At 67.6% G+C, this 24,476-nt stretch carries 20 protein-coding genes and 1 pseudogene; 15 read left to right on the top strand and 6 right to left on the bottom strand.

What is annotated here, in order from left to right; all coding sequences use genetic code 11:
• Window positions 1–10 precede the first annotated feature (10 nt).
• The 6 genes from J8I82_RS02690 (at window position 11) to J8I82_RS02665 (ending at window position 5,818) form a co-directional block, all read left to right on the top strand.
• Window positions 11–1,189 carry a thiolase family protein gene (locus tag J8I82_RS02690; RefSeq protein WP_209754283.1) on the top strand — a complete coding sequence of 393 codons (1,179 nt, stop codon included), beginning with the start codon at window positions 11–13 and terminating at the stop codon, window positions 1,187–1,189.
• Between the two features lie 81 nt (window positions 1,190–1,270).
• Window positions 1,271–2,035 carry an SDR family NAD(P)-dependent oxidoreductase gene (locus J8I82_RS02685; RefSeq protein WP_209754282.1) on the top strand — a complete coding sequence of 255 codons (765 nt, stop codon included), beginning with the start codon at window positions 1,271–1,273 and terminating at the stop codon, window positions 2,033–2,035.
• Between the two features lie 40 nt (window positions 2,036–2,075).
• The gene (locus J8I82_RS02680; protein ID WP_209754281.1) at window positions 2,076–2,840 is read left to right on the top strand and encodes a crotonase/enoyl-CoA hydratase family protein; all 765 of its coding nucleotides are present in this window, start codon (window positions 2,076–2,078) and stop codon (window positions 2,838–2,840) included.
• Window positions 2,841–2,935: 95 nt separating this feature from the next.
• Window positions 2,936–4,000: a Bug family tripartite tricarboxylate transporter substrate binding protein gene (locus J8I82_RS02675; protein ID WP_209754280.1), complete on the top strand. Its 1,065-nt coding sequence runs from the start codon at window positions 2,936–2,938 to the stop codon at window positions 3,998–4,000.
• Between the two features lie 172 nt (window positions 4,001–4,172).
• Window positions 4,173–5,417, top strand: a complete 1,245-nt coding sequence (locus tag J8I82_RS02670) for an MFS transporter (protein ID WP_209754279.1) — start codon at window positions 4,173–4,175, stop codon at window positions 5,415–5,417.
• Window positions 5,418–5,488: 71 nt separating this feature from the next.
• Complete coding sequence (locus J8I82_RS02665; RefSeq protein WP_209754278.1) at window positions 5,489–5,818, top strand: YnfA family protein; 330 nt, start codon at window positions 5,489–5,491, stop codon at window positions 5,816–5,818.
• Between the two features lie 80 nt (window positions 5,819–5,898).
• On the opposite strand, the gene J8I82_RS02660 is transcribed toward J8I82_RS02665, so the two are convergent.
• Window positions 5,899–6,912, bottom strand: a complete 1,014-nt coding sequence (locus J8I82_RS02660; RefSeq protein ID WP_209754277.1) for a hypothetical protein — start codon at window positions 6,910–6,912, stop codon at window positions 5,899–5,901.
• Between the two features lie 247 nt (window positions 6,913–7,159).
• Window positions 7,160–8,140 (bottom strand): SDR family oxidoreductase, encoded by a 981-nt coding sequence (locus tag J8I82_RS02655; RefSeq protein ID WP_209754276.1) that lies wholly within the window; start codon window positions 8,138–8,140, stop codon window positions 7,160–7,162.
• A 172-nt stretch (window positions 8,141–8,312) separates the two neighbouring features.
• On the opposite strand from J8I82_RS02655, the gene J8I82_RS02650 reads away from it, so the two are divergent.
• Window positions 8,313–8,792 carry a hypothetical protein gene (locus J8I82_RS02650; RefSeq protein ID WP_209754275.1) on the top strand — a complete coding sequence of 160 codons (480 nt, stop codon included), beginning with the start codon at window positions 8,313–8,315 and terminating at the stop codon, window positions 8,790–8,792.
• A 71-nt stretch (window positions 8,793–8,863) separates the two neighbouring features.
• A complete protein-coding gene (purT, locus tag J8I82_RS02645) occupies window positions 8,864–10,069 on the top strand; it encodes a formate-dependent phosphoribosylglycinamide formyltransferase (RefSeq protein WP_209754274.1) in 1,206 nt (401 codons plus the stop codon).
• A 19-nt stretch (window positions 10,070–10,088) separates the two neighbouring features.
• Here purT and J8I82_RS02640 read toward each other — a convergent pair whose 3' ends face one another.
• Both J8I82_RS02640 and J8I82_RS02635 read right to left on the bottom strand, forming a co-directional pair.
• The gene (locus tag J8I82_RS02640) at window positions 10,089–11,414 is read right to left on the bottom strand and encodes a mechanosensitive ion channel family protein (protein ID WP_209754273.1); all 1,326 of its coding nucleotides are present in this window, start codon (window positions 11,412–11,414) and stop codon (window positions 10,089–10,091) included.
• Window positions 11,415–11,551: 137 nt separating this feature from the next.
• Window positions 11,552–11,868 (bottom strand): annotated as a pseudogene (locus tag J8I82_RS02635) (DMT family transporter).
• Between the two features lie 115 nt (window positions 11,869–11,983).
• On the opposite strand from J8I82_RS02635, the gene J8I82_RS02630 reads away from it, so the two are divergent.
• Entirely contained in the window at window positions 11,984–12,901 is a 918-nt protein-coding gene (locus J8I82_RS02630) for a LysR family transcriptional regulator (RefSeq protein ID WP_209754272.1), read from the top strand.
• Here the strand turns inward: J8I82_RS02630 and J8I82_RS02625 are convergent.
• The gene (locus J8I82_RS02625) at window positions 12,896–14,161 is read right to left on the bottom strand and encodes a cyclic di-GMP phosphodiesterase (protein ID WP_209754271.1); all 1,266 of its coding nucleotides are present in this window, start codon (window positions 14,159–14,161) and stop codon (window positions 12,896–12,898) included. The genes J8I82_RS02630 and J8I82_RS02625 overlap by 6 nt on opposite strands.
• A gap of 226 nt (window positions 14,162–14,387) precedes the next feature.
• On the opposite strand from J8I82_RS02625, the gene J8I82_RS02620 reads away from it, so the two are divergent.
• Window positions 14,388–14,681 carry a putative quinol monooxygenase gene (locus J8I82_RS02620; RefSeq protein WP_133096177.1) on the top strand — a complete coding sequence of 98 codons (294 nt, stop codon included), beginning with the start codon at window positions 14,388–14,390 and terminating at the stop codon, window positions 14,679–14,681.
• 168 nt (window positions 14,682–14,849) lie between these two features.
• Window positions 14,850–15,851 carry a cysteine synthase A gene (locus J8I82_RS02615; RefSeq protein ID WP_209754270.1) on the top strand — a complete coding sequence of 334 codons (1,002 nt, stop codon included), beginning with the start codon at window positions 14,850–14,852 and terminating at the stop codon, window positions 15,849–15,851.
• Window positions 15,852–15,864: 13 nt separating this feature from the next.
• Here J8I82_RS02615 and prpR read toward each other — a convergent pair whose 3' ends face one another.
• A complete protein-coding gene (gene prpR / locus J8I82_RS02610) occupies window positions 15,865–17,844 on the bottom strand; it encodes a propionate catabolism operon regulatory protein PrpR (RefSeq protein WP_209754269.1) in 1,980 nt (659 codons plus the stop codon).
• 294 nt (window positions 17,845–18,138) lie between these two features.
• Between prpR and prpB the strand changes: the two genes are divergently transcribed.
• The 4 genes from prpB (at window position 18,139) to prpF (ending at window position 24,356) form a co-directional block, all read left to right on the top strand.
• On the top strand, window positions 18,139–19,047 hold the full coding sequence (gene prpB, locus J8I82_RS02605; protein WP_209754268.1) for a methylisocitrate lyase: 909 nt from the start codon (window positions 18,139–18,141) through the stop codon (window positions 19,045–19,047).
• Window positions 19,048–19,161: 114 nt separating this feature from the next.
• The gene (gene prpC / locus J8I82_RS02600) at window positions 19,162–20,319 is read left to right on the top strand and encodes a bifunctional 2-methylcitrate synthase/citrate synthase (protein WP_209754267.1); all 1,158 of its coding nucleotides are present in this window, start codon (window positions 19,162–19,164) and stop codon (window positions 20,317–20,319) included.
• A gap of 121 nt (window positions 20,320–20,440) precedes the next feature.
• Window positions 20,441–23,053, top strand: coding sequence for a Fe/S-dependent 2-methylisocitrate dehydratase AcnD (gene acnD, locus J8I82_RS02595; RefSeq protein WP_209754266.1), 2,613 nt, complete (start codon window positions 20,441–20,443; stop codon window positions 23,051–23,053).
• 112 nt (window positions 23,054–23,165) lie between these two features.
• A complete protein-coding gene (prpF, locus tag J8I82_RS02590) occupies window positions 23,166–24,356 on the top strand; it encodes a 2-methylaconitate cis-trans isomerase PrpF (protein WP_209754265.1) in 1,191 nt (396 codons plus the stop codon).
• Window positions 24,357–24,476: the final 120 nt, after the last annotated feature.

Raw genomic sequence — 24,476 nt, 5'->3', positions numbered from 1 at the left:
GGAGACACCCATGCAACAAGCCGTCATCGTCGACGCCATCCGCAGCCCGATGGGCCGCTCCAAGCCGGGATCGGCCTTTACCGAGCTGCATGCCACGGAATTGCTGGCCCAGGTGCTCAAGGGCCTGGTCGAACGCAACCAGCTCGATCCCGGCCTGGTCGACGACGTCATTACCGGCTGCGTGACGCAGGCCGGCGAACAGTCTGCCGGTCCGGGCCGCGTGGCCTGGCTGGCGGCCGGCTTCCCCGACCACGTGCCCGCCACCACCATCGACCGCAAGTGCGGTTCGAGCCAGCAGGCGGTGCACTTTGCCGCGCAGGGCATCATGGCCGGCGCCTACGACATCGTCATCGCCTGCGGCATCGAGTCGATGAGCCGCGTGCCGATGGGCTCGGCGCGCATCGGCCAGAACCCGTACGGCCCGTCGATGGAAGCGCGCTACGCGCCGGGGCTGGTGTCGCAGGGCGTGGCGGCCGAGCTGGTGGCGGCCAAATATGAGCTGTCGCGCCAGGACATGGACAGCTACTCGGCCCGCTCGCACGAGCTGGCGGCCGCGGCGCGCGAAAGCGGCGCCTTCCGCCGCGAAATCCTGCCGATCAGCACCCCCAACGGCGTGGTGGAGCATGACGAAACCATTCGCCCCGGCACCTCGGTGGATAAACTGGGCACGCTGCAGGCCTCGTTCCGCAACGACGAACTGAGCGCGCGTTTTCCGCAGATCGGCTGGAATGTCACCGCCGGCAACGCCTCGCAGATCAGTGACGGCGCCTCGGCCATGCTGCTGATGAGCGAAGCCATGGCGCAGCGCCTGGGCCTGAAGCCGCGCGCGCGCTTTGTCGCCTTCGACGTCTGCGGCGACGATCCGGTGATGATGCTGACCGCCCCGATCGCCGCCAGCCAGCGCGCCATCAGGAAGAGCGGCCTGGCGCTCGACCAGATCGATCACTACGAAATCAACGAAGCCTTCGCCTGCGTGCCGCTGGCCTGGCAGAAGGCGCTGGGCGCCGACCCGGCGCGCCTGAACCCGCGCGGCGGCGCGATCGCGCTGGGCCACCCGCTGGGCGCGTCGGGCGTGCGCCTGATGACCACCATGCTGCATGCGCTGGAAGACAGCGGCCAGCGCTACGGCCTGCAGTCGATGTGCGAGGCCGGCGGCATGGCCAACGCCACCATCATCGAGCGCCTGTAAACGCCTGTAAGCGCCGTAGACAACACCTCTGCCGTTCCCGCCGTCGCGGGAACCTGGCGATTCTTTTTCTAGGAGACACCCATGAAACTCGAAAACATGTCCGCCGTCGTCACCGGCGGTGCTTCCGGCCTGGGCCTGGCCTGCACGCGTCGCCTGGTGGAGCGCGGCGTCGGCGTGGTCATCGCCGACCTGAACGAAGAGCGCGGCAACGCGGTGGTGGACGAGTTCGGCGGCAAGGTCCGCTTCGTCAAGGCCGACGTCACCGACACCGACCAGATGAACGCGGTCTACGACGCCGCCGAGGCCATCGCCCCGCTGCGCGCGCTGATCCACTGCGCCGGCCTGGGCGCACCGGTGCGCGTGGTCGAGAAGGACGGCTCGCCGGGCTCGCTGGAAAAATACGAATCGGTGGTGCGCATCAACCTGATCGGCACCTTCAACGCGCTGCGCCTGGGCGCCGCGCGCATGGCCAAAAACGAGCTGGTGGACGGCGAGCGCGGCGCGTGCGTGCTGACCGCGTCGGTGGCCGCCTATGAAGGCCAGATCGGCCAGATCCCGTACAGCTCGGCCAAGGCAGGCATCGTCGGCATGACGCTGGTGGCCGCCCGCGACCTGGCGCAGCGCGCCATCCGCGTATGCACCATCGCCCCGGGCCTGTTCGACACGCCGCTGCTGGCGAAGCTGCCGGAGAATGTGCGCACCTCGCTGGGCGCCATGGTGCCGCATCCTGCGCGACTGGGCGCGCCGGACGAGTACGCCTCGACCGCGCTGCACATCCTGGAGAACCCCATGCTCAACGGCGAGACCATCCGCCTGGACGGCGCCATCCGCATGGCCCCGCGCTGAGCCATCGATCCACATCCGGCACCCCGACAAGGACATCTGCATGAGCGACACGCTGCAACTAGAGACCCGCGGCAATACGCTGCTGATCACCATGAACCGGCCCCAGGCGCGCAACGCCATGGATTTCGAGACGGCGACCGCGCTGGCCGCGGCGATCGACCAGCTCGAAAGCCGTGACGACCTCGCCGTCGCCATCCTGACCGGCGCCGGCGGCACCTTCTGCTCCGGCATGGATCTGAAGGGCTTCCTGGAAGGCAAACGCCCCAGCCTGCCCGGCCGTGGCTTCGGCGGGCTGACCGAGAAGCCGCCGCGCAAGGTGCTGATCGCCGCCGTGGAAGGCTATGCGCTGGCGGGCGGCTTCGAGCTGGCGCTGGCCTGCGACCTGATCGTCTCGTCGAAGGCGGCCAAATTTGGCCTGCCCGAGGTCAAGCGCGGGCTGGTCGCCGGTGCCGGCGGGCTGATGCGCCTGCCGCGCCGCGTGCCGTACCACATCGCCATGGAATATGCGCTGACCGGCAATATGCTCGGTGCCGAGCAGGCGCATGCCTACGGCCTGATCAACCGCCTCACCGAACCGGGTGAAGCGCTGCAGGGCGCGCTGGCACTGGCCGACGAGATCGGCGCCAACGGCCCGCTGGCGGTGGCGGTCAGCAAGCAGATCGTGGCCGAGTCGGCGGACTGGAGCAACGAGGAGATGTTCGAGCGCCAGCGCCCGCTGATGGCGCCGGTGTTTTCCTCTGCCGATGCACGCGAAGGCGCCGCGGCCTTTGCGGAAAAGCGCAAGCCGGTGTGGACCGGCAAGTAATGCCGTAGTCCCGCCTGTTTGCCTGGACGGCCGGCTGCAAGCCGGCCGTTTGCACATGGAACCGCAGCACAGATATCACGACATGGAGGAGACCCATGAACACCAGGCTGCCACAATCGCTGTGCCATCTGCCGTCCCTTCCGCTTTCCGGATCGCTTTCCAGATCGCTTTCCGGATCGCTTTCCAGATCGCTTTCCCTTCGCGCCAGCCTGCTTGCCGTCGCCGGCGCCGCCACGCTGCCGACGGTCGCGCACGCCGCCCCCGCATGGCCCGACAGGCCGATCACCATCATCGTCCCCGGCGCCCCGGGCGGCACCACCGACATTCCGACCCGCCTGGTCGCGCAGAAGCTGTCGGCCATCCTCGGCCAGCCCGTGGTGGTCGACAACAAGCCCGGCAGCGGCGGCATCATCGGCACGCAGGCCCTGCTGCGCGCCGCGCCTGACGGCTACACGCTGGTGGTCGGCAACACCGGCTCGCATGCCATCAACTACAGCGCGTACAAGCAGCTGGCCTACCATCCGCAGGACTTCATGCCGCTGACGGACATGATTTCCTTCCCCAACGTGCTGGTGGTCAATGCGCAGGCGCCAGTGCGCAACGTGGCCGAGCTGGTGGCGCAGCTGAAGCAGTCGCCGGGCAAGTATTCCTACGCCTCGGCGGGCATCGGCCAGACCACGCACCTGACCGCGGAGCTGTTCCGGCTGCGCACCGCCACCGAGGTGCTGCACGTGCCGTACAAGGGCTCGACGCCGGCCACTACCTCGGTGCTTGCCGGCGAAACCACCTTCATGTTCGACAACCTGACGCAGGCGCTGCCGCATATCCGCGCCGGCAAGCTGCGCGCGCTGGCGGTGACCAGTGCCGAGCGGCTGCCGTCGCTGCCGGACGTGCCGACCATGGAACAGGCCGGCGTGAAGGATTTCGTGGTGATGGGCTGGCTCGGGGTGTTCGCGCCCGCGAAGACGCCGCCTGCCGTCGCCGCCGTGCTGCAGGACGCGCTGTCCCGCGCCATGCGCGATCCCGAGGTCGCGGCGAAATTCCGCGACATGGGCGGCATCCCCGGCGGCGAACCGCAGCCGCGCTTCGCCGCGCTGGTCAACGGCGACATCAAGCGCTGGGGCGAGACCATCCGCGCATCCAGGGTCAGCCTGGACTAGCGCGGCGCCCGCCTTCGGCAAAGCGGAAGGCGGGCCGGCCCAAAGCCAAATTGACATGGTCCCGGCCACCGCTTACGCTCGCCCTACCCTGCGGTATATTCAGCGCATGCTTAACAAGCCAGGCGCCGTCGCGGGCACATAACGACAACGACAATCCCGGGAGACGACCACCGTGCCTTCCTCAACCGCGCCTTCCCGCCTGGAAAGCCTGCGCCCGGCCCTGCCGATCCTCCTGGGGGCCTCCCTGATGCTCAGCCTGGCCATGGGCCTGCGCCAGAGCCTGGGCATCTTCATGCCGCCGCTGACGCGGGACATCGGCATCTCGGTCTCCGACTTCACGGTGGCCATCGCCGTGCAGAACCTGGCCTGGGGGCTGCTGCAGCCGCTGGCGGGCGCATGGGCGGCACGGATCGGCTTCCGGCCGCTGATGCTGGCGGGATCGCTGTCGTATGTAGCCGGGCTGGTGCTGCTGGCGACCGCGCAAGGAATGGTCGGCGTCACGCTGGGCGCAGGCGTGGCGATCGGCGCATCGATGGCCTGCACCGGCAGCGCGCTGGCGATGGCGGTGGCGGCACGGCCGGTGCCGGCGGCGCTGCGCAGCACGGTCCTGGGGCTGGTGTCGGGGGCCGGCTCGCTCGGGGCGCTGCTGGCGGCGCCGATCGGGCAGGTGGTGACGCAGACTTACGGCTGGCGCGCCGGGCTTGCCGCCTTCGTGCTGCTGGCGCTGGTGATGCTGCCGGCGGCCTGGATGGCGGGGCGCGTGGACAAGCTGCCGTTGCCAGCGTTCGTCGGCGCCGACCAGAGCAATGCACGGCAGGCGCTGGGCACGGCGCTGCAGCACGTTCCGTTCATCGTCATGGCGCTGGCGTATTTCGTCTGCGGCATGCAGCTGGTTTTCCTGACCACGCACCTGCCGTCGTACCTGGACATCTGCGGCATGGACCCCATGCTCAGCGCGCAGGCGCTGGGCGTGATCGGCGGCTTCAACGTGCTCGGCAGCATCTTCTTCGGCTGGGCCGGCGGGCGCTTCAACAAGCTGATGCTGCTGGGCGGCATCTATACCGTGCGCTCGCTGGCGCTGACGTGGTATTTCTCGTCGGCGCCCACGCCGGGCAGCACGCTGGTGTTTGCCGCGGTGATGGGCTTCCTGTGGCTGGGCGTGGCGCCGCTGGTATCGGGCTGGATCGCCGAGACCTTCGGCCTGCGCTGGCAGGCGATGCTGGGCGGCGTGGCCTTTTTCAGCCACCAGATCGGCAGCTTTACCGGTGCCTTTGGCGGCGGCGTGGTCTATGATGCGCTGGGCTCGTACACCGTTGCCTGGCAGGCGGGCGTGGCGATGGGGCTGGCGGCAGGGCTCGCGCAGATCGCGTTTGCGGTGGCGACGCAGCGCCGGCCACCGTTGATGGCGACGTCCTGACGGCTCCGCGCCGTGTCAGAATCCGGGGTTCCTTGCAGGAACCCTTTTTTCATTTTTGCCGCCGCCAGACCTTGGATCTCATTCGCATCGCCCTGCTGTTTGCCGTGACAGCGCTAGCCGAAATCGTCGGCTGCTATCTTCCCTGGCTGGTGCTGCGCCAGGGCAAGAGCGCGCTGTTGCTGCTGCCCGCCGCCGTCTCGCTGGGCCTGTTCGCCTGGCTGCTGACGCTGCATCCCGCCGCCGCGGGGCGCACCTACGCCGCTTATGGGGGCATGTATATCGCCGTGGCGCTGCTGTGGCTGCGTTTCGTCGATGGCCTGGCCCTGACGCGCTGGGACGTGGCCGGCGCCGCCATTGCGCTGGCCGGCATGGCCGTGATCGCGCTGCAGCCGGCGCGCTGATTGCAGTTCGCGGCGCTGATGCCGCGGCTTCAGCGTTCCTGGGCCACGGCAGGCCACCAGGTCAAAATTTGCCAACAGGCTCAACGCAAGGGCTCAAAGGGGCCCTCAAAGGCATCAAAGCGTATATCGGGCGCGTCGATGTTATGCCGCGACGGCACCACCCTGCCGAAACGCACGGAACGCGCCCGAATCACGGCGGTGTCGGCCACCGAGGCGTGATGCGCGCGGCCGGCGGCATCGCGCCACTCGACGCGGCTCATATCGGCGTTGTCTTCGGCGACATACATCGAGCGCAACATCGCGAAGCCTGACATGCCGTCTGCCATGGACATGCCGGGGGGTCGATAGCTCGGCCTGAATTTCACATCGAGCGCGGTGCGCTCGCGGCTCACTTCGATCAGTCGCACGCTGGCCTCGCCGCCTGCGATGAAGCGCAGCCGAATGGATCGCTCTTTGGGGTCGATATCGATCCCTGCGATCTCGACGACGGGTCTGCCAGCCTCCGTGATCGGGCCAATCAGGAACGATGAGCCGTATGAATTGCCGCTGGTGTGGATTGCCGGCAATGGCTTGGCCCGCCAGTATCCGTCGGGCGGGTACAACACCAGCACCTGCGTCTCCCGCAGTTTTCCAGCATGCGGATGCTTCACGTAGAACTGCAGCAGATGGAATTCGTCATACACGCTGCCCCACACCGCGACCGGCACGGACTGTGGCCGCCAGAACGTCTCGTAGGTATTGCCTTCGATGACGAAATCAGGACCGTCGTAGATTCGCACCTTGCGAGGCTCGAAGCGACGCCCCGGATCCGTGCGGGGCGTATTTTCGTCGAAGTCGCAGTTGGAGAAGTCCGCCGGCGGAAAACGGGGCTCGCCAACCTTGCTGAGGTATGGCGGATGTAGCGCCTCTACGCGGAAGCGCTGGATTGCCGGCGAGCTCATGGCGAACGAGACATTGTCCTCCTCGGTGCATTGGGTCGGTGTGGTGAAGTTGCGCACCTCGACGATCACCGGCGTGGCCCGGACTGCGTCAAGCGCAAGCGCACAGACTGTCACGATGACGGCGGCAAGCGCCCGGAAGCGTAGGGTTGCCATGATAGGTTGCCATCTCCTGCTTTCGCGGTGCGATCGCAGCGTCACAAGCAGAGAATGCGTGCTGCACCCCGAACGGGGGATGTGCTGCCGATGCCAGGCAATTAGGATAAACGCTGAGCGGTCCTCTAGCGGACCCTCAGGCCTTTGCGGCCCGCGTTCGCGCGGGCCTTTTTCCAAGGGCCGGCAGCCTCAAGCGGCGCAGGTAAGAATCGCCCGCGGTTGTAATTCTGCCCGTCGTTGCGGGCACTCAGCGGGCGTGGCGGCGCCAATGCCACAGCGCGAGGCCGGCAAGTCCGGCCGCCACCGCCGCGCCGGCAATGCGAAGCTGGCGCATCCGTTCCGGCGAGCTCCAGTTGCCCTCGACATCCATATGCCCCAGCGAGGCATGGAACAGGTTGCCGTCGGTGACCGGTATCTCGTGCGCCCCGCTGAAATGCCGATGCAGGATGCGGCCGTACGCCTGCTGCAGCAGGCCTGGCGCCAGCAGGTTGGCAACGCGCGCCAGCCTTGCGACGACGCCTACCGTCACCGCCTGCGAGGCTGGTGCCGCCACCGCGCGCAGCACTGCACGCGCGACCGCGCCCGCCTCGACCAGCGGCCGCGGCGGACGCAGTACCTTGCCGGTGTAGTTGGCACTGTGGCGCATGCCCGGCGTGTCGGCGGTGGCGGGGAAGATGTCGCAGATGCGGATCTGCGGATAGTCGACCAGCTCCGCGCGCAACGCCTCCGAAAAGCCGCGCAGCCCGAACTTGCTTGCCGTATACGACACGCCATATGGCGACGGGGCCCATGCCCCCAGCGACACGATATTGACCAGCACGCCCTTGTGCGCCGCCTTGAAGAACGGCAGCACCGCATGCGCGCCGTGCAGGTAGCCCAGCAGGTTGATGCGGACCACCTGCTCGTGCGCGGCCACCGGCGTTTCGTCAAACAGGCCCACCGCGCCGACACCGGCATTGTTGACCCACACATCGATGCCGCCATCGCCAAACTCCGCCGCGCGCTCGGCCAGCCGGTGCATGGCCGCCGGCTGCGTGACGTCGCCCGGCACGGCCAGCGCCCGTGCACCCAGTTCGCGGCAGGCCGCGGCGGCGCGCGCCAGCGGCGCCTCGCCGCGCGCGCACAGCACCACGCGCGCCTGGGTGCGGGCGAAGGCCAGCGCGGTGGCGAGCCCGATGCCGCTCGAAGCGCCGGTGATGACAACGGTAAGCGGTCGGGTCGGGGGCATGGTGAACCTCTTGCAGTGTTGGCGGCGAAAGTTACAGCGCATCCCCGGCAGAGCAGCAGATTCCGTTCCAGCGCGGCGTCGCTGGAATGCAACTTGCTGCCTGACACCCAGACAGACCTTGCAGCCGCTATCGGCGCCAGCCCGCCTGAACCCTTGCACAAGGAGCCCAGCCATGACCTCGACCGAACAGGAAATCCTGGTGTGCGGCCCGGAACACGGCCGCTGGCACCTCGAAATGCGCACCGGCAACGGCGCACCGGAGCGGCTCGCCGGTGAATTCGATTCACCCGACATGGCTATTGCCGGCGCCCAGCAGGTCTATCCGTCGATTCCGGTTCGCGTGACCGATATCTCCGGTGCGCCGGCACCCTCGGCGCCCGCGCATGAAGGATCGCTGACCGACTACCACTACGGCGGGCACAGCGTGACCCAGGACGAGAAGCTGACCGGCCGCGCGCATCCGTCGAGCGACACCTCGCAGCCCCCGCCCGGCCCGCACCCCTACCAGGCCACCGATCTCGGCAACCTGCCGGCGGGCACGCCGCGCCACGGCATGTACGGGGTCGCGTCCACCCCGGCAGAGGCCGAGGCGGCAGACCGCAGGGACGAGGCGGCGCGGCGCCACCCCGGATCGCGCGACGCCGAAGACTAGGCCAGGCGGCACCACGGCGGGCGACACCACGTACAATCCCGGTTTTCCCTTCGCCCCGCCGCCTTGCCGCCATGACCACCCTCGGAACGCCCCTTTCCCCCTCTGCTACCAAAGTGATGCTGCTCGGCTCCGGCGAGCTGGGCAAGGAAGTGCTGATCGCACTGCAGCGCCTGGGCGTCGAGACCATCGCCGTCGATCGCTATGACAATGCGCCGGGCCAGCAGGTGGCCCACCACGCGCGCACCATCGCCATGAGCGACCCGGACCAGCTCAAGGCGCTGATCGAAGCCGAGAAGCCTCACCTGGTAGTGCCCGAGATCGAAGCCATCGCCACCCCCATGCTGGAAGCGCTGGAAGCCGCCGGCACCGTGCGCGTGATCCCCACCGCGCGCGCCGCGCGCCTGACCATGGACCGCGAAGGCATCCGCCGCCTCGCGGCCGAGTCGCTCGGCCTGCCCACCAGCCCGTACAAGTTCTGCGATTCGCTCGACGAACTGCAGGCCGCCATCGATGGCGGCATCGGCTATCCGTGCGTGGTCAAGCCGGTGATGAGCAGTTCCGGCAAGGGCCAGAGCAAGATCGACGGCCCCGAGGACGTGCAGGCCGCCTGGGACTACGCGATGGCCGGCGGCCGCGTCAGCCACGGCCGCATCATCGTGGAAGGCTTTATCGATTTCGACTACGAGATCACGCTGCTGACCGTGCGCGCGATCGGCGCCAGCGGCCAGGTCGAGACGCAGTTCTGCGCCCCGATCGGACACGTGCAGGTCAGCGGCGACTACGTGGAAAGCTGGCAGCCGCAGCCGATGCACCCCGCCGCGCTGGAGCAGGCCCAGCAGATCGCGCAGGCCGTTACCGCCGACCTGGGCGGCATGGGCCTGTTCGGCGTGGAACTGTTCGTCAAGGGCGAGCAGGTCTGGTTCAGCGAAGTCAGCCCGCGCCCGCACGATACCGGCATGGTCACCATGGCCACGCAGCACCAGAACGAATTCGAGCTGCATGCGCGCGCCATCCTCGGCCTGCCGGTCGACACCTCGCTGCGCAGCCCCGGCGCCAGCGCGGTGATCTACGGCGGCGTGGATGCGCAGGGCGTGGTGTTCGACGGCGTGGATCAGGCGCTGAGCGTGCCGCAGACCGAGTTGCGCCTGTTCGGCAAGCCCGAGAGTTTCGCCAAGCGCCGCATGGGCGTGGCGCTGGCCTATGCGGATGACGTCGACACCGCCCGCATCCGCGCCAAGGAAGCCGCAAGCCGCGTGCGCCCGCGCGCGGTGGGCTGATCTGGAGGCGCGGAAGGCCTCAGAGCACGTGGCTGCCCGCGGCGGCGTGGCCGGGCGGGTGCGCTGCTGCCACCTGCGCGGCAGCGTGCGCCGCGGCCAGCACCGGCGCCATGCGCACGCCGCTCAGGTCGGCGCCGGACGGCGCCTGGTACAGCCGCAGGCCCAGTTCCGGCAGGATCGCCAGCAAGTGGTCGAACACGTCGCCCTGGATGCGCTCGTAGTCCATCCACGCCGTCAGCGCGGTAAAGCAGTAGATCTCCACCGGGATGCCTTGCGAATCGGGCTCCATCATGCGCACGTTCAGCAGCAGGTCGTGGTGGATTTCGGGATGCGCCTTCAGGTAGGCAATGCCATACGCGCGGAAGGTGCCGACATTGGTCAGCCGCCGCCGGTTCACCGGGTCATTGCCGGCGGCGATCAGCAGCCGGTTGGCCTCGTCGACCTTGGCCTGCTTCTCCGCCAGGTAATCGTGCAGCAACTTGTAGCGCATCAGCGCATGGACTTCGTCGTCTTCCAGGAAGCGCACGCTGCTGGCGTCCAGGCGCAGCGTCCGCTTGATACGGCGCGCGCCTGACTCGAACATCTGGCGGTAGTTGCGGTAGCTCTCCGAGAACAGCTTGTAGGTCGGCACCGTGGTCACGGTGTTGTCCCAGTTCTGCACCTTGACCGTATGCAGCGCAATGTCCTTCACGTAACCATCGGCATTGCATTGCGGCATCTCGATCCAGTCGCCGATGCGCAGCATGTCGTTCGAGGTCAGCTGCGTGCTGGCCACGAGCGACAGCAGCGTGTCCTTGAACACCAGCAGCAGCACCGCCGACAACGCGCCCAGGCCGGACAGCATCCACAGCGGCGAGCGGTTGATCAGGATCGACAGCACCAGCACCGCGCACACCAGTCCCAGCCCGAGCCGCCCCACCTGGATGTAGCCCTTGATCGAGCGCGTCTGCGCGCGCCGGCTGCTGGCGTAAACGTCCTGCCAAGCGCCCAGCACGCCGCCCAGCATCAGGAAAAAGCAGACCCACAGGCAGGAATGGGCCAGGCGCTCCACCAGCAGCGCATAGCGGCCCATGTGCGGTACCTCGCCGATGCCGACAGTGATCACCGCGAAACCCACCGCATAGCCGAAGCGCCGGTACGCGCGATGGCGCGTCAGCGCCTTGCTCCAGGGCCCCTTGCCCCAGACCGTCAGCACGCGGTGGGCGATGCGCGACATCACATGGCCGAACAGCCATTGCGCGAGCACCGCGATCAGCACCAGCACCACCGAGTACAGCGTGATCTGCGCCCAGGGATGGGCCGGAATACGGTGCTGGAACAGCTCCAGCAGGGCATCGAAACTCATAAGGGGGCGACGTCAAGCCAGTGGTTTGGCCGGATAGTGTACAAAACGCGCGCGCCCCTTCGTAAAACTGCGATCCCGGGACCATTTGTCCCCCGCCCGGCCCTCGCTCAGGTTTGCTCAGGTTCGCCCAGGTTTCCTCATGCAGGCAGCAGCTTCAGCCCGCCGATCCCGACAAAAATCAGCGCGATCAACGCCAGCCGCAGCGGCGCCGCGCTCTCCCCAAGAAACAGGATCCCGATCACGGTGACCCCGATCGCCCCGATCCCGGTCCATACCGCGTACGCCGTCCCCACCGGCAGGTGCCGCAAGGCCGCACTGAGCAGGAAGATGCTCGCCAGCGCGGCCGCGATTCCCAGCACCGTCGGCCCTGGCCGCGTCCACCCATCCGTGTATTTGAGGCAAGCGCCATCACGATCTCGATCAGCCCAGCCAGCACCAGCAGCATCCACGCCATTGCCTCTTCCTTTCCGGTCTTGCCGCCCGGCGACCATTGCCGCGCCTGCCCGGCCAATGTAGGCTGTGCGAATCGGCACGGGAACTGGCAATTTTTGCAAAGGAGCTATGCAAACATGCAGGAAGCGGACTGGGATGACCTGAAATATTTCCTTGCCGTCAGCCAGTCAGGCTCACTGGCCGGCGCCGCGCGGACGCTGCACGTCAACCACTCCACCGTGCTGCGCCGGCTCGCCCGGCTGGAAGAGGTGCTGGGCACCCTGCTCTTCGAGCGGCATCCGACCGGCTACGCCCTCACGGCTGCGGGAGAAGCGCTGGCCCAACGGCTTGCCGGCGTCAGCGAACAGATCGATGGCGCGCAACGGCAGTTGTCCGGCCTGGACCGCCAGCTGAGCGGGCCGCTGCGGGTCACTACCACGGACACGCTGCTGACCGGGCTGCTGATGCCGCTCTTCGCCGAATTCCGCGCGCTGCATCCGGGGATCCAGTTGCAGATCGTGGTCAATAACAGTTTCCTGAGCCTGAGCCGGCGTGAAGCGGATGTGGCGATACGGCCGGCCAGTGCGCCGCCGGAGTACCTGGTCGGGCGCCAGGTCGGGATACTGGAAACGGCGCCGTACGCATCGCGCGACTACCTGGATCGGACCAGCAAGGCCCCGGCCCTGGCAACCACCGCACCGGACTGGGCCGGCCACGAATGGGTGGTACCGGACGACGCGCTCGCACATCTCGCACAAGCTCGCTGGGTGGCCGAACATGTGCCGCCGGCGCGCCGGCTGGTGAGCGTCGACAGCCTGGTGGCCATGGCCGATGCCGTCAGGCATGGCATGGGTGTCGGCATGCTGCTGTGCCTGCTGGCCGAGGACGATAGCGGCCTGGTCCGGCTCGCCCGGCCCGACCCCGCGCTCGGCACACCGCTATGGATCCTGACCCATCCCGATCTCCGCCACAGCGCGCGGGTCCGGGCGTTCAACGACTTTCTTTACGCGAAGCTCAGCGCGTCGCCCTGGTTGAAGCCAGCGCCGGCGCTATGAAGCTTTCGTAGTCGTGTACATCGCCATCAGTTGCTCGTCCGTATAACCCCATTCGGCGGCATTCTCAAACGCGACCACCGTCTCCTCGCTGTGCCGCAGGTCGACGAGTTCCGTTGGCACCGGGCGTGACTGCGACACCGAATAGAACGCCATCACCAGCGGCCGCAGCGGGTCCGCCTCGTTCTGGCCGCAAACCACCGCCAGCCGGTTGGAGCGCAGCCGCAGCACGGTGCCCAGCGGGTAGATGCCGACGGTACGCGTGAAGGCCTTGAACACGCGGCGGTCGAACAGCGTGTCGACGCGCACGGCCATGTATTCCATGGCGCGCGCCGGCGACCATTGCTGGTGGCCCGGACGGTCCGAGGTCAACGCATCGTAGGCGTCGCAGATCGCGGCAATCCTGGCGTGGATGCTCAGTTCGCGGCCGACCAGCCCGAACGGGTAGCCGCGGCCGTCCACACGTTCGTGGTGGTGGACGCAGACGTCGAGCGGGATATTGGAAACCAGCCGCGCCTCGTTGAGGATGCGGTAGCCGGCCGATGAATGGCGGCGGTAACTCTCCTCTTCCTCGGGCGTGCGCGCTGCGGCCTTGTGCTGCACGGATTCGGGCAGTGTCAGCTTGCCGATGTCGTGCACCAGTCCGGCCAGCCCGAGCTCGCGCACCTCGTCGTCCGGCAGGGCCAGCGTCCGCCCGACCGCGATCATCAGCGCGCAGACGGCAAAGGCGTGCAGGTAGTTGTAGTCGTCGCGCGCCTTGAGCCGCGCCAGCGCCAGCAGCGCCTGCCCGTGGCGCGACAGCGAGCGCGACGCGGCGTCGACCAGCGGCAGCGCGCGCCCGACCTCCAGTGCGCGGCCCATGCGGATGTCGGCGAACATGGAACCGAGCACGGCCTTGCCGGACTGGAGCAGCTCGCGCGCGCGGCCGAGCTCGGCTTCGAGCGAGGCGCCCGGCTGCGCGGCCGCAGGTTCCCACGCCTGTGGCTGTGGCGCGGGCTCCATAACCGGCACCGGCCGCACCGGCGGCACCGGCGGCACCGGCGGCACCGGCGGCGCCTCGGGCACGACTGCTGCCGGCAGGTTGCGGCCCTTGAGGATATCGATCCAGACTTCGCGGACGCCCGCGGACTGGATCTGCCGGATCTGGTCTTCGTGGCTGACCAGAAACTTCGCGCGCCAGAACGGGTGGTTGATCCACGGCCCGCCCAGCCTGGCGACAAACATCCCGACCTGCAATTGTTCCGACCCGATCCGTCTCAGCATGAGATGTCCCCCGGACGTTGGTTTTTCTCTTGTCGGGATGGCTATCGGCAGGCTCGCGCCAGACTTGAGCCGTGTCCTTGCCTGCCGGAACCGGGCCCGCCGGCGTTGTCAAGGGGAGGCCAAATGCCCGGACGGCGCCGTCAGGCATTCCGGGCGGCTGCGGCGCCGGCGCTACAATGGCGCGCCCAGTGCTCACCAGACGCCAGCCAGTCGCCCCCGTTCAACCATGTCCGGAACGTACACGCTAGTCGGCATCGCCCGTGCCAAGTCCCATCGCCGCGAGGCGCTGGTATCCCAGCTCACGACGCTGCAAACGCGCGGGCTGAAGGAGCCCGGCTGCCTGGACTACCATGTCGGGCAGGATGCCGAGGACGCACAGGTCTTCGTGATCTACATGGTCTGGGATTCGAAGAACGCCCTGGAATCGCACCTGAACCGGCCTTATATGCGCGATTTCCACGCCTCGCGCCGGGAATTCGTCGAAGGCGATTTCAGCTTCCGCTGGCTGAACGCGGCCTGACGCGGCCTCCCTCGTCCCTGCCAGCGGCTTACGCCACAAGGCGCGTCAGGCACGCCACTTCCACGCCCGCCTTTCCGGCCGCCCCGCCCGCTTGTCATTCCCGCCGCGCCGGTCTATCAATCAGATTGACCCTCATCTAGGGCCGCCGCGGCCCGGCAGGAGTGCATCATGGACGTCAGGGACGGATTTGCCGGCACCATTGGCCACACCCCACTGATCCGGCTGGCGGGGCTGAGCGCCGAAACCGGCTGCGATATCTACGGCAAGGCCGAATTCCTGAACCCGGGCGGCTCGGTCAAGGACCGCGCCGCGCTCTACATCATCCGTGACGCCGAGCGCCGCGGGCTGCTGAAGCCCGGCGGCACCGTGATCGAAGGCACGGCGGGCAATACCGGCATCGGCCTGGCCCACCTGTGCGCGGCGCGCGGCTACCGCTGCATCGTGGTGATCCCCGACACGCAGTCGCCCGAGAAAATGGAGCGGCTGCGCATGCTGGGCGCGGAGGTGCGCCCCGTTCCCGCCAAGCCCTATGCCGATCCCGGCAACTACCAGAAGATTGCCGGCCGGCTGGCCGAGGAAACCGACAATGCGATCTGGGCCAACCAGTTCGACAACCTCGCCAACCGGCAGGCCCACTATGAAACCACCGGCCCCGAGATCTGGCACGCCACGGCTGGCCGCATCGATGCCTTCACTTGCTCCACCGGCACCGGCGGGTCGCTGGCGGGCATCGCGCGCTTCCTGAAGGAACACAAGCCGGCCGTGCGCGTCGTGCTGGCCGATCCGCACGGCAGCGGGCTGTACCACTACGTGAAGCACCGCGAGGTGAAGGCCGAGGGCAGCTCGATCACCGAGGGCATCGGCTCGAGCCGCGTCACCGCCAACCTGCAGGACACGCCGATCGACGATGCCGTGCGGATCGACGACCAGACCTGCGTGGACATGGTCTACCGGATGCTGCGCGAGGAAGGGCTGTTCCTGGGCGGCTCGTCCGGAATCAATGTCGGCGCCGCCGTAGCACTGGCCCGGGAAATGGGACCGGGCCATACCATCGTGACACTGCTGTGCGATCGCGGCGACCTGTACATGGGCCGGCTCTTCAACGAGGCATGGCTGGCCGGCAAGGGCTTGCAGCCGATTCCGTTCCGGCGCGTCGGGCCGGGCGTGTAGGCACAACCAGCGGCTACGCCGCCTTCAGCCGCCGCCACAGCGTGGTCGGGCTGATGCCCAGGACATGGCACGCGGCGGTCCGGTCGCCGCCGCATTCGGCCAGCACGCGGCGGATATGCTCGACTTCGCTCGATTGCTTGACGCGCGCCAGCGAATGGCCGGGCTTGCCGGCCGTTGCAGTGCGCGCGGCGGGTTCGGCCGGCGCTTCCGCCATGACCATCGCCACACCCTCGCCGCCGAACAGTTCCGGCACGGCAGCCTGCAGCTCGCGCAGCAGTGCATCGGCCTCCAGCTTGCGGCCGGCCACCAGCACCGCGATGCGCTCCGTGACATTTTCCAGCTCGCGGATATTGCCCGGCCATGCGTAGCGCGCCAGCCGCGAGCGCGCCACGCCAGGCAGGCGCTGCGGACGCTCGGTGCCCAGGCGCTCCTGCGCGCGGCGGTACAGCAGTTCGGCGAGTTCGGCCAGGTCTTCGGCGCGCTCGCGCAACGGCGGCATCTCGATGCGCAGGATGTTGAGGCGGTAGTACAGGTCCTGGCGGAAGGAGCCGTCGCGCACCATCGCGGGGAGGTCGCGGTGGGTGGCGGCGATCACGCGCACGTTGACGGGCACGGCATCGAGGCCGCCGATCGGCAGCACCTGTTTTTCCTGCAGCACGCGCAGCAGGCGCGTCTGCAGCGTCGGCGGCATGTCGCCCACCTCGTCGAGGAACAGTGTCCCGTTGTGCGCGGACTCGAACAGGCCGGCCTTGCCGCCGCGGCGCGCGCCGGTGAAAGCGCCCTCTTCATAGCCGAACAGCTCGCTTTCCAGCAATGCTTCCGGAAACGCGGCGCAGTTGACCGCCACGAACGGGAACGCGCGGCGCGGGCTGGCGTCGTGCATGCCCTGCGCCAGCACTTCTTTGCCGGTGCCGCTCTCGCCGCCGATCAGCACGGTGGAATCGACCACGGCGTAGCGCCGCGCCAGCGTGCGCAATTCAGTCATCACCTCGGAGGTGCCGGCCAGGTCGTCGAGGCTGTAGCGCACACCCGCGGGCCGGGCGCGGCTGCGCGAGCGCAGGTTGCGGTCCACGCGCTGGATCGCGCTGGCGTCCTGGATGGTGAGCACCGCGCCGAGGGTGCCGGCTTCGCTGGCGATCGGAATACGGTTGACCACCACCATCTTGTCGCCAAGCTTGTGGATCGCTTCCAGTTCCTTGTCGCCGCTCTGCATCACGCCTTCGAGCGACAGGTTGGGCGCCAGGGTCTGCAGCTTGCGACCCACCGCGGCCGCGACCGAGGTGCCGAGGAAGCGCTCCATGGCCGGATTGAACGACTGGATCCGTCCTTCCGCATCGACGGCTGCCACGCCCTCGTTCAGGTGGGCCAGGATGGTATTGACATAGTCGCGCCGGGTGGATTCAATGCGGCGCAGCCGCGCCGCCTCGATCGCGTCTTCCAGCGCCATGCGCACCGAATTGCCGGAATACAGGAACACGCCGGTCAGGCCGTAGCGGTCGGCCAGGTCGGTGACCAGCCCGGGGCCGACCACCACCTGGATGCCCTCCTGCTTGAGCGCCTTGACCCGCGCCACGGCGTCGTCCTCGGTCAGGTAGGTATAGGCCGGGATCGCCAGCGAGAACGCGCGCACGAATTCATCGACTTCGGCATAGGTGGAGGCATGCGTGACCAGCGCCACCCTGGGCGAGATTCGGCGCGCGGTGGCAAGCGCGCTCATGACATCGAAGCCCGTCACCTTAACCAGCACCACCGGCACGTCGACGTGCTGCCGCAGGTAGGCGCCGTTCGAGCCGCCGGCGACCACCACGTCGAGCCGTCCTTCGCGCACTTCACGCGATACCGCACTGGCGGCGGCTTCGAATCCCTTGCCGACGATGCGGAATTCCGCGCGCGCGGCATAGGACGGAATCAGGTCGGCAAAGGCACGCGCAAGGCGGCTGATGCCGATGGCCCAGATGCGCGGACGGGCGGGCGTGGAGGCGGGAGGACTCATGGTGTGGTGCGGCGTGGGGAGCGGGTGAAACCCCGCTGGAACAGGCGTACAGTGCTGGCACATTGTCCGTCATGCCACGGCCGATTTCAACTTTGAATTCACGATTTGCGAATGTGAAATGCAAATGTGCCGAAATGATGACATCCGGTATTGGCGAGGTTTTGCCCCGATGCCCGCCAGCCCAGGCCTGACAAGGCTTTCCGGGAATTTGCCGACGCCCGCGCAGGCGCTGGCACAGCCCTTGCGCTTATGGCTCCGTCTTGTTCACCTCAACGCAAACGCCAAGCAAACGCCATGACCTACTCCGCTTCCGACCTCGCGCGCTCCGCTGGCGCCCGTTTCCGCCAGGCGCTTGCCGAAGAGCATCCGCTTCAGGTGGTCGGCACCATCAACGCCAACCACGCCCTGCTGGCCAAGCGCGCCGGCTACCGAGCCATCTACCTGTCAGGCGGCGGTGTCGCTGCCGGCTCGCTGGGCCTGCCCGACCTGGGCATTTCCAACCTGGACGACGTGCTGACCGATATCCGCCGCATCACCGACGTGTGCGACACGCCGCTGCTGGTTGACGTCGATACCGGCTTCGGCGCCTCGGCCTTCAACGTGGCCCGCACCACCAAGTCGCTGATCAAGTTCGGCGCCGCGGCCATGCATATCGAGGACCAGGTCGGCGCCAAGCGCTGCGGCCATCGTCCCAACAAGGAAATCGTCACCCAGGGTGAAATGGTCGACCGCATCCGGGCCGCCGTCGACGCCCGCACCGACGAGAACTTCGTCATCATGGCCCGCACCGACGCACTGGCCGTGGAAGGCCTGGACAAGGCTATCGAGCGCGCCGTGGCGTGCGTGGAAGCCGGCGCCGACGCCATCTTCCCGGAAGCCATGACCGACCTGGCCATGTATCGCAAGTTCGTCGACGCGGTGAAGGTGCCGGTGCTGGCCAACATCACCGAGTTCGGCGCCACGCCTCTGTTCACCACCGAAGAACTGGGCGGTGCCGGCGTGTCGATGGTGCTGTACCCGCTGTCGGCCTTCCGCGCCATGAACAAGGCGGCGGAGAATGTCTACGCGGCGATCCGTCGCGACGGCACGCAGAAGAACGTGGTCGATACCATGCAGACCCGCTCGGAGCTCTACGAGAGCATCGGCTACCATGACTTCGAGCAGAAGCTCGACGCCCTGTTCGCGCAAGGCAAGGGCAAGTAAGGCAACCAGACTCAGGCACGGCCGGGCCGGGTATATCCCCTCCCGGCCGTTCGGTCGCACAGATCCGGCCGATCACTAACAGGCAACACCAGGCATCACATCAAGGAGACCCAGATGTCCGAAGCGCAACCGCTCGTCACTCCCAAGCCCAAGAAATCCGTCGCGCTGTCCGGCGTCACCGCAGGCAACACCGCGCTGTGCACGGTCGGCCGTACCGGCAACGACCTGCACTACCGCGGCTATGACATCCTCGATGTCGCCGACGCCTGCGAATTCGAAGAAATCGCGCACCTGCTGGTGCACGGCAAGCTGCCCAACAAGGCTGAACTGGCCGCCTACAAGACCAGGCTGAAGGCCCTGCGCGGCCTGCCCGCCAACGTCAAGGCCGCGCTGGAATGGGTTCCCGCCAGCGCCCATCCGATGGACGTGATGCGCACCGGCGTGTCGGTGCTGGGCACCGTGCTGCCGGAGAAGGAAGACCACAACACCCCGGGCGCGCGCGACATCGCCGACCGCCTGATGGCGAGCCTGGGTTCGATGCTGCTGTACTGGTACCACTACAGCCACAACGGCAAGCGCATCGAAGTCGAGACCGACGACGATTCGATCGGCGCCCACTTCCTGCATCTGCTGCACGGCGAAAAGCCGTCGGCGCTGTGGGAGCGTGCCATGCACACCTCGATGATCCTGTACGCGGAGCACGAGTTCAATGCATCGACCTTCACCGGCCGCGTGATCGCCGGCACGGGCTCGGACATGTACTCGTCGATCTGCGGCGCGATCGGTGCGCTGCGCGGCCCCAAGCACGGCGGCGCCAACGAAGTCGCGTTCGAGATCCAGAAGCGCTACGACAGCCCGGATGAGGCGCAGGCCGACATCACCCGCCGCGTCGAGAACAAGGAAGTCGTGATCGGCTTCGGCCACCCGGTGTACACCATTGCCGACCCGCGCAACCAGGTGATCAAGGAAACCGCCCGCAAGCTGTCGAAGGAAGCCGGTTCGATGAAGATGTTCGACATCGCCGAGCGCCTGGAAACCGTGATGTGGGACATCAAGAAGATGTTCCCGAACCTGGACTGGTTCAGCGCGGTGAGTTACCACATGATGGGCGTGCCGACGGCGATGTTCACGCCGCTGTTCGTGATCGCGCGTACGTCCGGCTGGGCCGCGCACATCATCGAGCAACGCATCGACAACAAGATCATCCGCCCGAGCGCCAACTACACCGGCCCGGAGAACCTGAAGTTCGTGCCGATCAAGGATCGCAAGTAAGACCGGCTGCCGGATTGCCCTTTGTCGGGTTGCATTGATCCGCCTGAGGGCAAAGGGGGTAGTTGGTCGCTGACACGGGGCCACTACCCCTTTTTCATACTTATATAGATTTCCCTACACCATGAATTCTGCAAACCGCAAACCGCTACCGGGCACCAAGCTGGATTACTTCGACGCGCGCGCCGCGGTCGAGGCCATCCAGCCGGGTGCCTACGACAAGCTGCCGTACACGTCGCGCGTGCTGGCAGAAAACCTGGTGCGCCGCTGCGACCCCGCCACGCTGACGGATTCGCTGAAGCAACTGATCGGGCGCAAGCGCGACCTCGACTTCCCGTGGTTCCCCGCGCGCGTGGTGTGCCACGACATCCTGGGCCAGACCGCGCTGGTGGACCTGGCCGGCCTGCGCGACGCCATTGCCGACCAGGGCGGCGACCCCGCCAAGGTCAACCCGGTGGTGCCGGTGCAGCTGATCGTCGACCACTCGCTGGCGGTGGAATGCGGTGGCTTCGACCCGCAGGCGTTCGAGAAAAACCGCGCCATCGAAGACCGCCGCAATGAAGACCGTTTCCATTTCATCGACTGGACCAAGAAGGCGTTCAAGAACGTCGACGTGATCCCGCCGGGCAACGGCATCATGCACCAGATCAACCTGGAAAAGATGTCGCCGGTGATCCACGCTGACCATGGCGTGGCCTACCCCGATACCTGCGTCGGCACCGACAGCCACACCCCGCACGTCGATGCGCTGGGCGTGATCGCCATCGGCGTGGGCGGCCTGGAAGCCGAGAACGTGATGCTTGGCCGCGCCTCGTGGATGCGCCTGCCGGATATCGTCGGCGTCGAGCTGACCGGCAAGCGCCAGCCCGGCATCACCGCTACCGACATCGTGCTGGCCCTGACCGAATTCCTGCGCAAGGAAAAGGTGGTCGGCGCCTACCTGGAGTTCCGCGGCGAAGGCGCGTCGAGCCTGACGCTCGGCGACCGCGCCACCATCTCCAACATGGCCCCGGAATACGGCGCCACCGCGGCGATGTTCTTCATCGACGAACAGACCATCGAATACCTGCGCCTGACCGGCCGCACGGACGAGCAGCTCAAGCTAGTCGAGACCTATGCCAGGACCGCCGGCCTGTGGGCCGATTCGCTGAACAATGCCGAATACGAGCGCGTGCTGAAGTTCGACCTGTCCAGCGTGGTGCGCAATATGGCCGGCCCGTCGAACCCGCACAAGCGCCTGCCGACCTCGGCGCTGGCCGAGCGTGGCATCGCCGTGGACCTGGACAAGGCCCGCGCGCAGGAGGCCGAAGGCCTGATGCCCGATGGCGCCGTGATCATCGCCGCCATCACGAGCTGCACCAACACCAGCAACCCGCGCAACGTGATCGCCGCCGCGCTGCTGGCGCGCAACGCCAACGCGCGCGGCCTGACGCGCAAGCCTTGGGTCAAGTCGTCGCTGGCGCCTGGCTCCAAGGCGGTCGAGCTGTACCTCGAAGAATCCAACCTGCTGCCTGACCTGGAAAAGCTCGGCTTCGGCATCGTCGCGTTCGCCTGCACCACCTGCAACGGCATGTCCGGTGCGCTCGATCCGAAGATCCAGCAGGAAATCATCGACCGCGACCTGTACGCCACCGCCGTGCTGTCCGGCAACCGCAACTTCGACGGCCGCATCCACCCGTACGCCAAGCAGGCTTTCCTGGCCTCGCCGCCGCTGGTGGTCGCGTACGCCATCGCCGGCACCATCCGATTCGATATCGAGAAGGATGTGCTGGGCACGGACCAGGACGGCAAGCCGGTCTACCTGAAGGACATCTGGCCGACCGACGAAGAGATCGACGCCATCGTCAGGCAAAGCGTGAAGCCCGAGCAGTTCCGCAAGGTCTACGAGCCGATGTTCGCGCTGACCGCGGAGACCGGCGAGAGCGCCGCGCCGCTGTACGACTGGCGCCCGCAGAGCACCTATATCCGCCGCCCGCCGTACTGGGAAGGGGCGCTGGCCGGCGAGCGCACGCTCCAGGGCCTGCGTCCGCTGGCGGTGCTGGGCGACAACATCACCACCGACCACCTGTCGCCGTCCAACGCGATCCTGCTGAACAGCGCGGCCGGCGAATACCTGGCCAAGATGGGCCTGCCGGAAGAGGACTTCAACTCGTACGCGACCCATCGCGGCGACCACCTGACGGCGCAGCGCGCCACCTTCGCCAACCCCACGCTGATCAATGAAATGGCCGTGGTCGATGGCCAGCTCAGGAAGGGTTCGCTGGCGCGCATCGAGCCGGAAGGCAAGGTCGTGCGCATGTGGGAAGCGATCGAGACCTACATGGACCGCAAGCAGCCGCTGATCATCATCGCCGGCGCGGACTATGGCCAGGGCTCGTCGCGCGACTGGGCCGCCAAGGGTGTACGCCTGGCTGGCGTGGAAGCCATCGTCGCCGAAGGCTTCGAACGCATCCACCGCACCAACCTGATCGGCATGGGTGTGCTGCCGCTGGAGTTCAAGCCGGGCGTGAACCGCCTGACGCTGGGGCTGGACGGCACCGAGACCTATGACGTGATCGGCGAACGCCAGCCGCGCGCCACGCTGACGCTGGTGCTGCATCGCAAGAATGGCGAGCGCGTGGAAGTGCCGGTGACGTGCCGCCTCGACAGCGACGAGGAAGTTTCGATCTACGAGGCTGGCGGGGTGCTGCAGCGGTTTGCGCAGGACTTCCTGGAGTCGAGCAAGGCGGCGGCTTGACCAGTTGCCGAGTGTTGGCTCCCCTCTCCCGCTCGCGGGAGAGCGGAGCGTCCGCCAGGGGTGCCGGCTGCGATCGGCTTCCTGCGCATACCTAACCACGACATTCATTCCCATGGCCCACGTACCCCAGATCAAGATCCCCGCCACCTACATCCGTGGCGGCACCAGCAAGGGCGTGTTCTTCCGCCTGCAGGACCTGCCCGAGCGCGCGCAGTCGCCCGGCCCGGCGCGCGATGCGCTGCTGATGCGCGTGATCGGCAGCCCCGACCCGTATGGCAAGCAGATCGACGGCATGGGCGGTGCCACGTCGAGCACCAGCAAGACCGTGATCGTGTCGAAGAGCACGCGTCCGGACCACGATGTCGACTACCTGTTCGGCCAGGTCTCGATCGACCAGTCCTTCGTCGACTGGAGCGGCAACTGCGGCAACCTGTCCGCCGCGGTCGGCCCCTTCGCCATCAGCGCCGGCCTGGTCGACCCGAGCCGCGTGCCGCAGAACGGTATCGCCGTCGTGCGCATCTGGCAGGCCAACATCGGCAAGACCATCATCGGCCACGTGCCCGTCACCAACGGCGAAGTGCAGGAAACCGGTGACTTCGAGCTCGACGGCGTGACTTTCCCGGCCGCCGAAGTGCAGCTCGAGTTCATGGATCCGGCCGCCGAGGAGGAAGGCGCCGGCGGCGCGATGTTCCCGACCGGCAATGTGGCCGACGACCTGGAAGTGCCGGGTGTCGGCACGCTCAAGGCGACCATGATCAACGCCGGCATCCCGACCATCTTCGTCAATGCGGAGAGCATCGGCTATACGGGCACCGAGCTGCAGGACGCCATCAACAGCGACACCAGGGCGCTGGCGATGTTCGAGACCATCCGCGCCCATGGCGCGCTGCGCATGGGGCTGATCAAGGACGTGGACGAGGCCGCCAAGCGCCAGCACACGCCCAAGGTTGCCTTCGTGGCCAGGCCGGTTGACTACGTTGCATCGAGCGGCAAGAAGGTGGCCGCAGCCGACGTGGACCTGCTGGTGCGCGCGCTCTCCATGGGCAAGCTGCACCACGCGATGATGGGCACGGCAGCCGTTGCCATCGGCACCGCTGCGGCCATCCCCGGCACGCTGGTCAACCTGGCTGCCGGCGGTGGCGAACGCAACGCCGTGCGTTTCGGGCACCCGTCCGGCACGCTGCGCGTGGGCGCCGAGGCGCAGCAGGTCGATGGCGAATGGGCGGTCAGGAAGGCCATCATGAGCCGCAGCGCGCGCGTGCTGATGGAAGGCTGGGTGCGCGTGCCGGGCGACGCATTCTGACGCCTGCCATCCAGGCTGCTGTCGGGGCGGTATCGCTCCACCGGGCATGGCTGAAACCGTGCCGGTGGGCGAACCGCCCCGCAATGTATGCACATTCGATCAACGCTCCACCAACTTCAT

Origin of the sequence: Cupriavidus consociatus (genome assembly GCF_017814975.1) — a bacterium.
GTDB classification, from domain to species: Bacteria; Pseudomonadota; Gammaproteobacteria; order Burkholderiales; family Burkholderiaceae; genus Cupriavidus; species Cupriavidus consociatus.
Note: the sequence above shows the minus strand (reverse complement) of the source record. Positions and strands in the feature narration are given on the sequence as shown.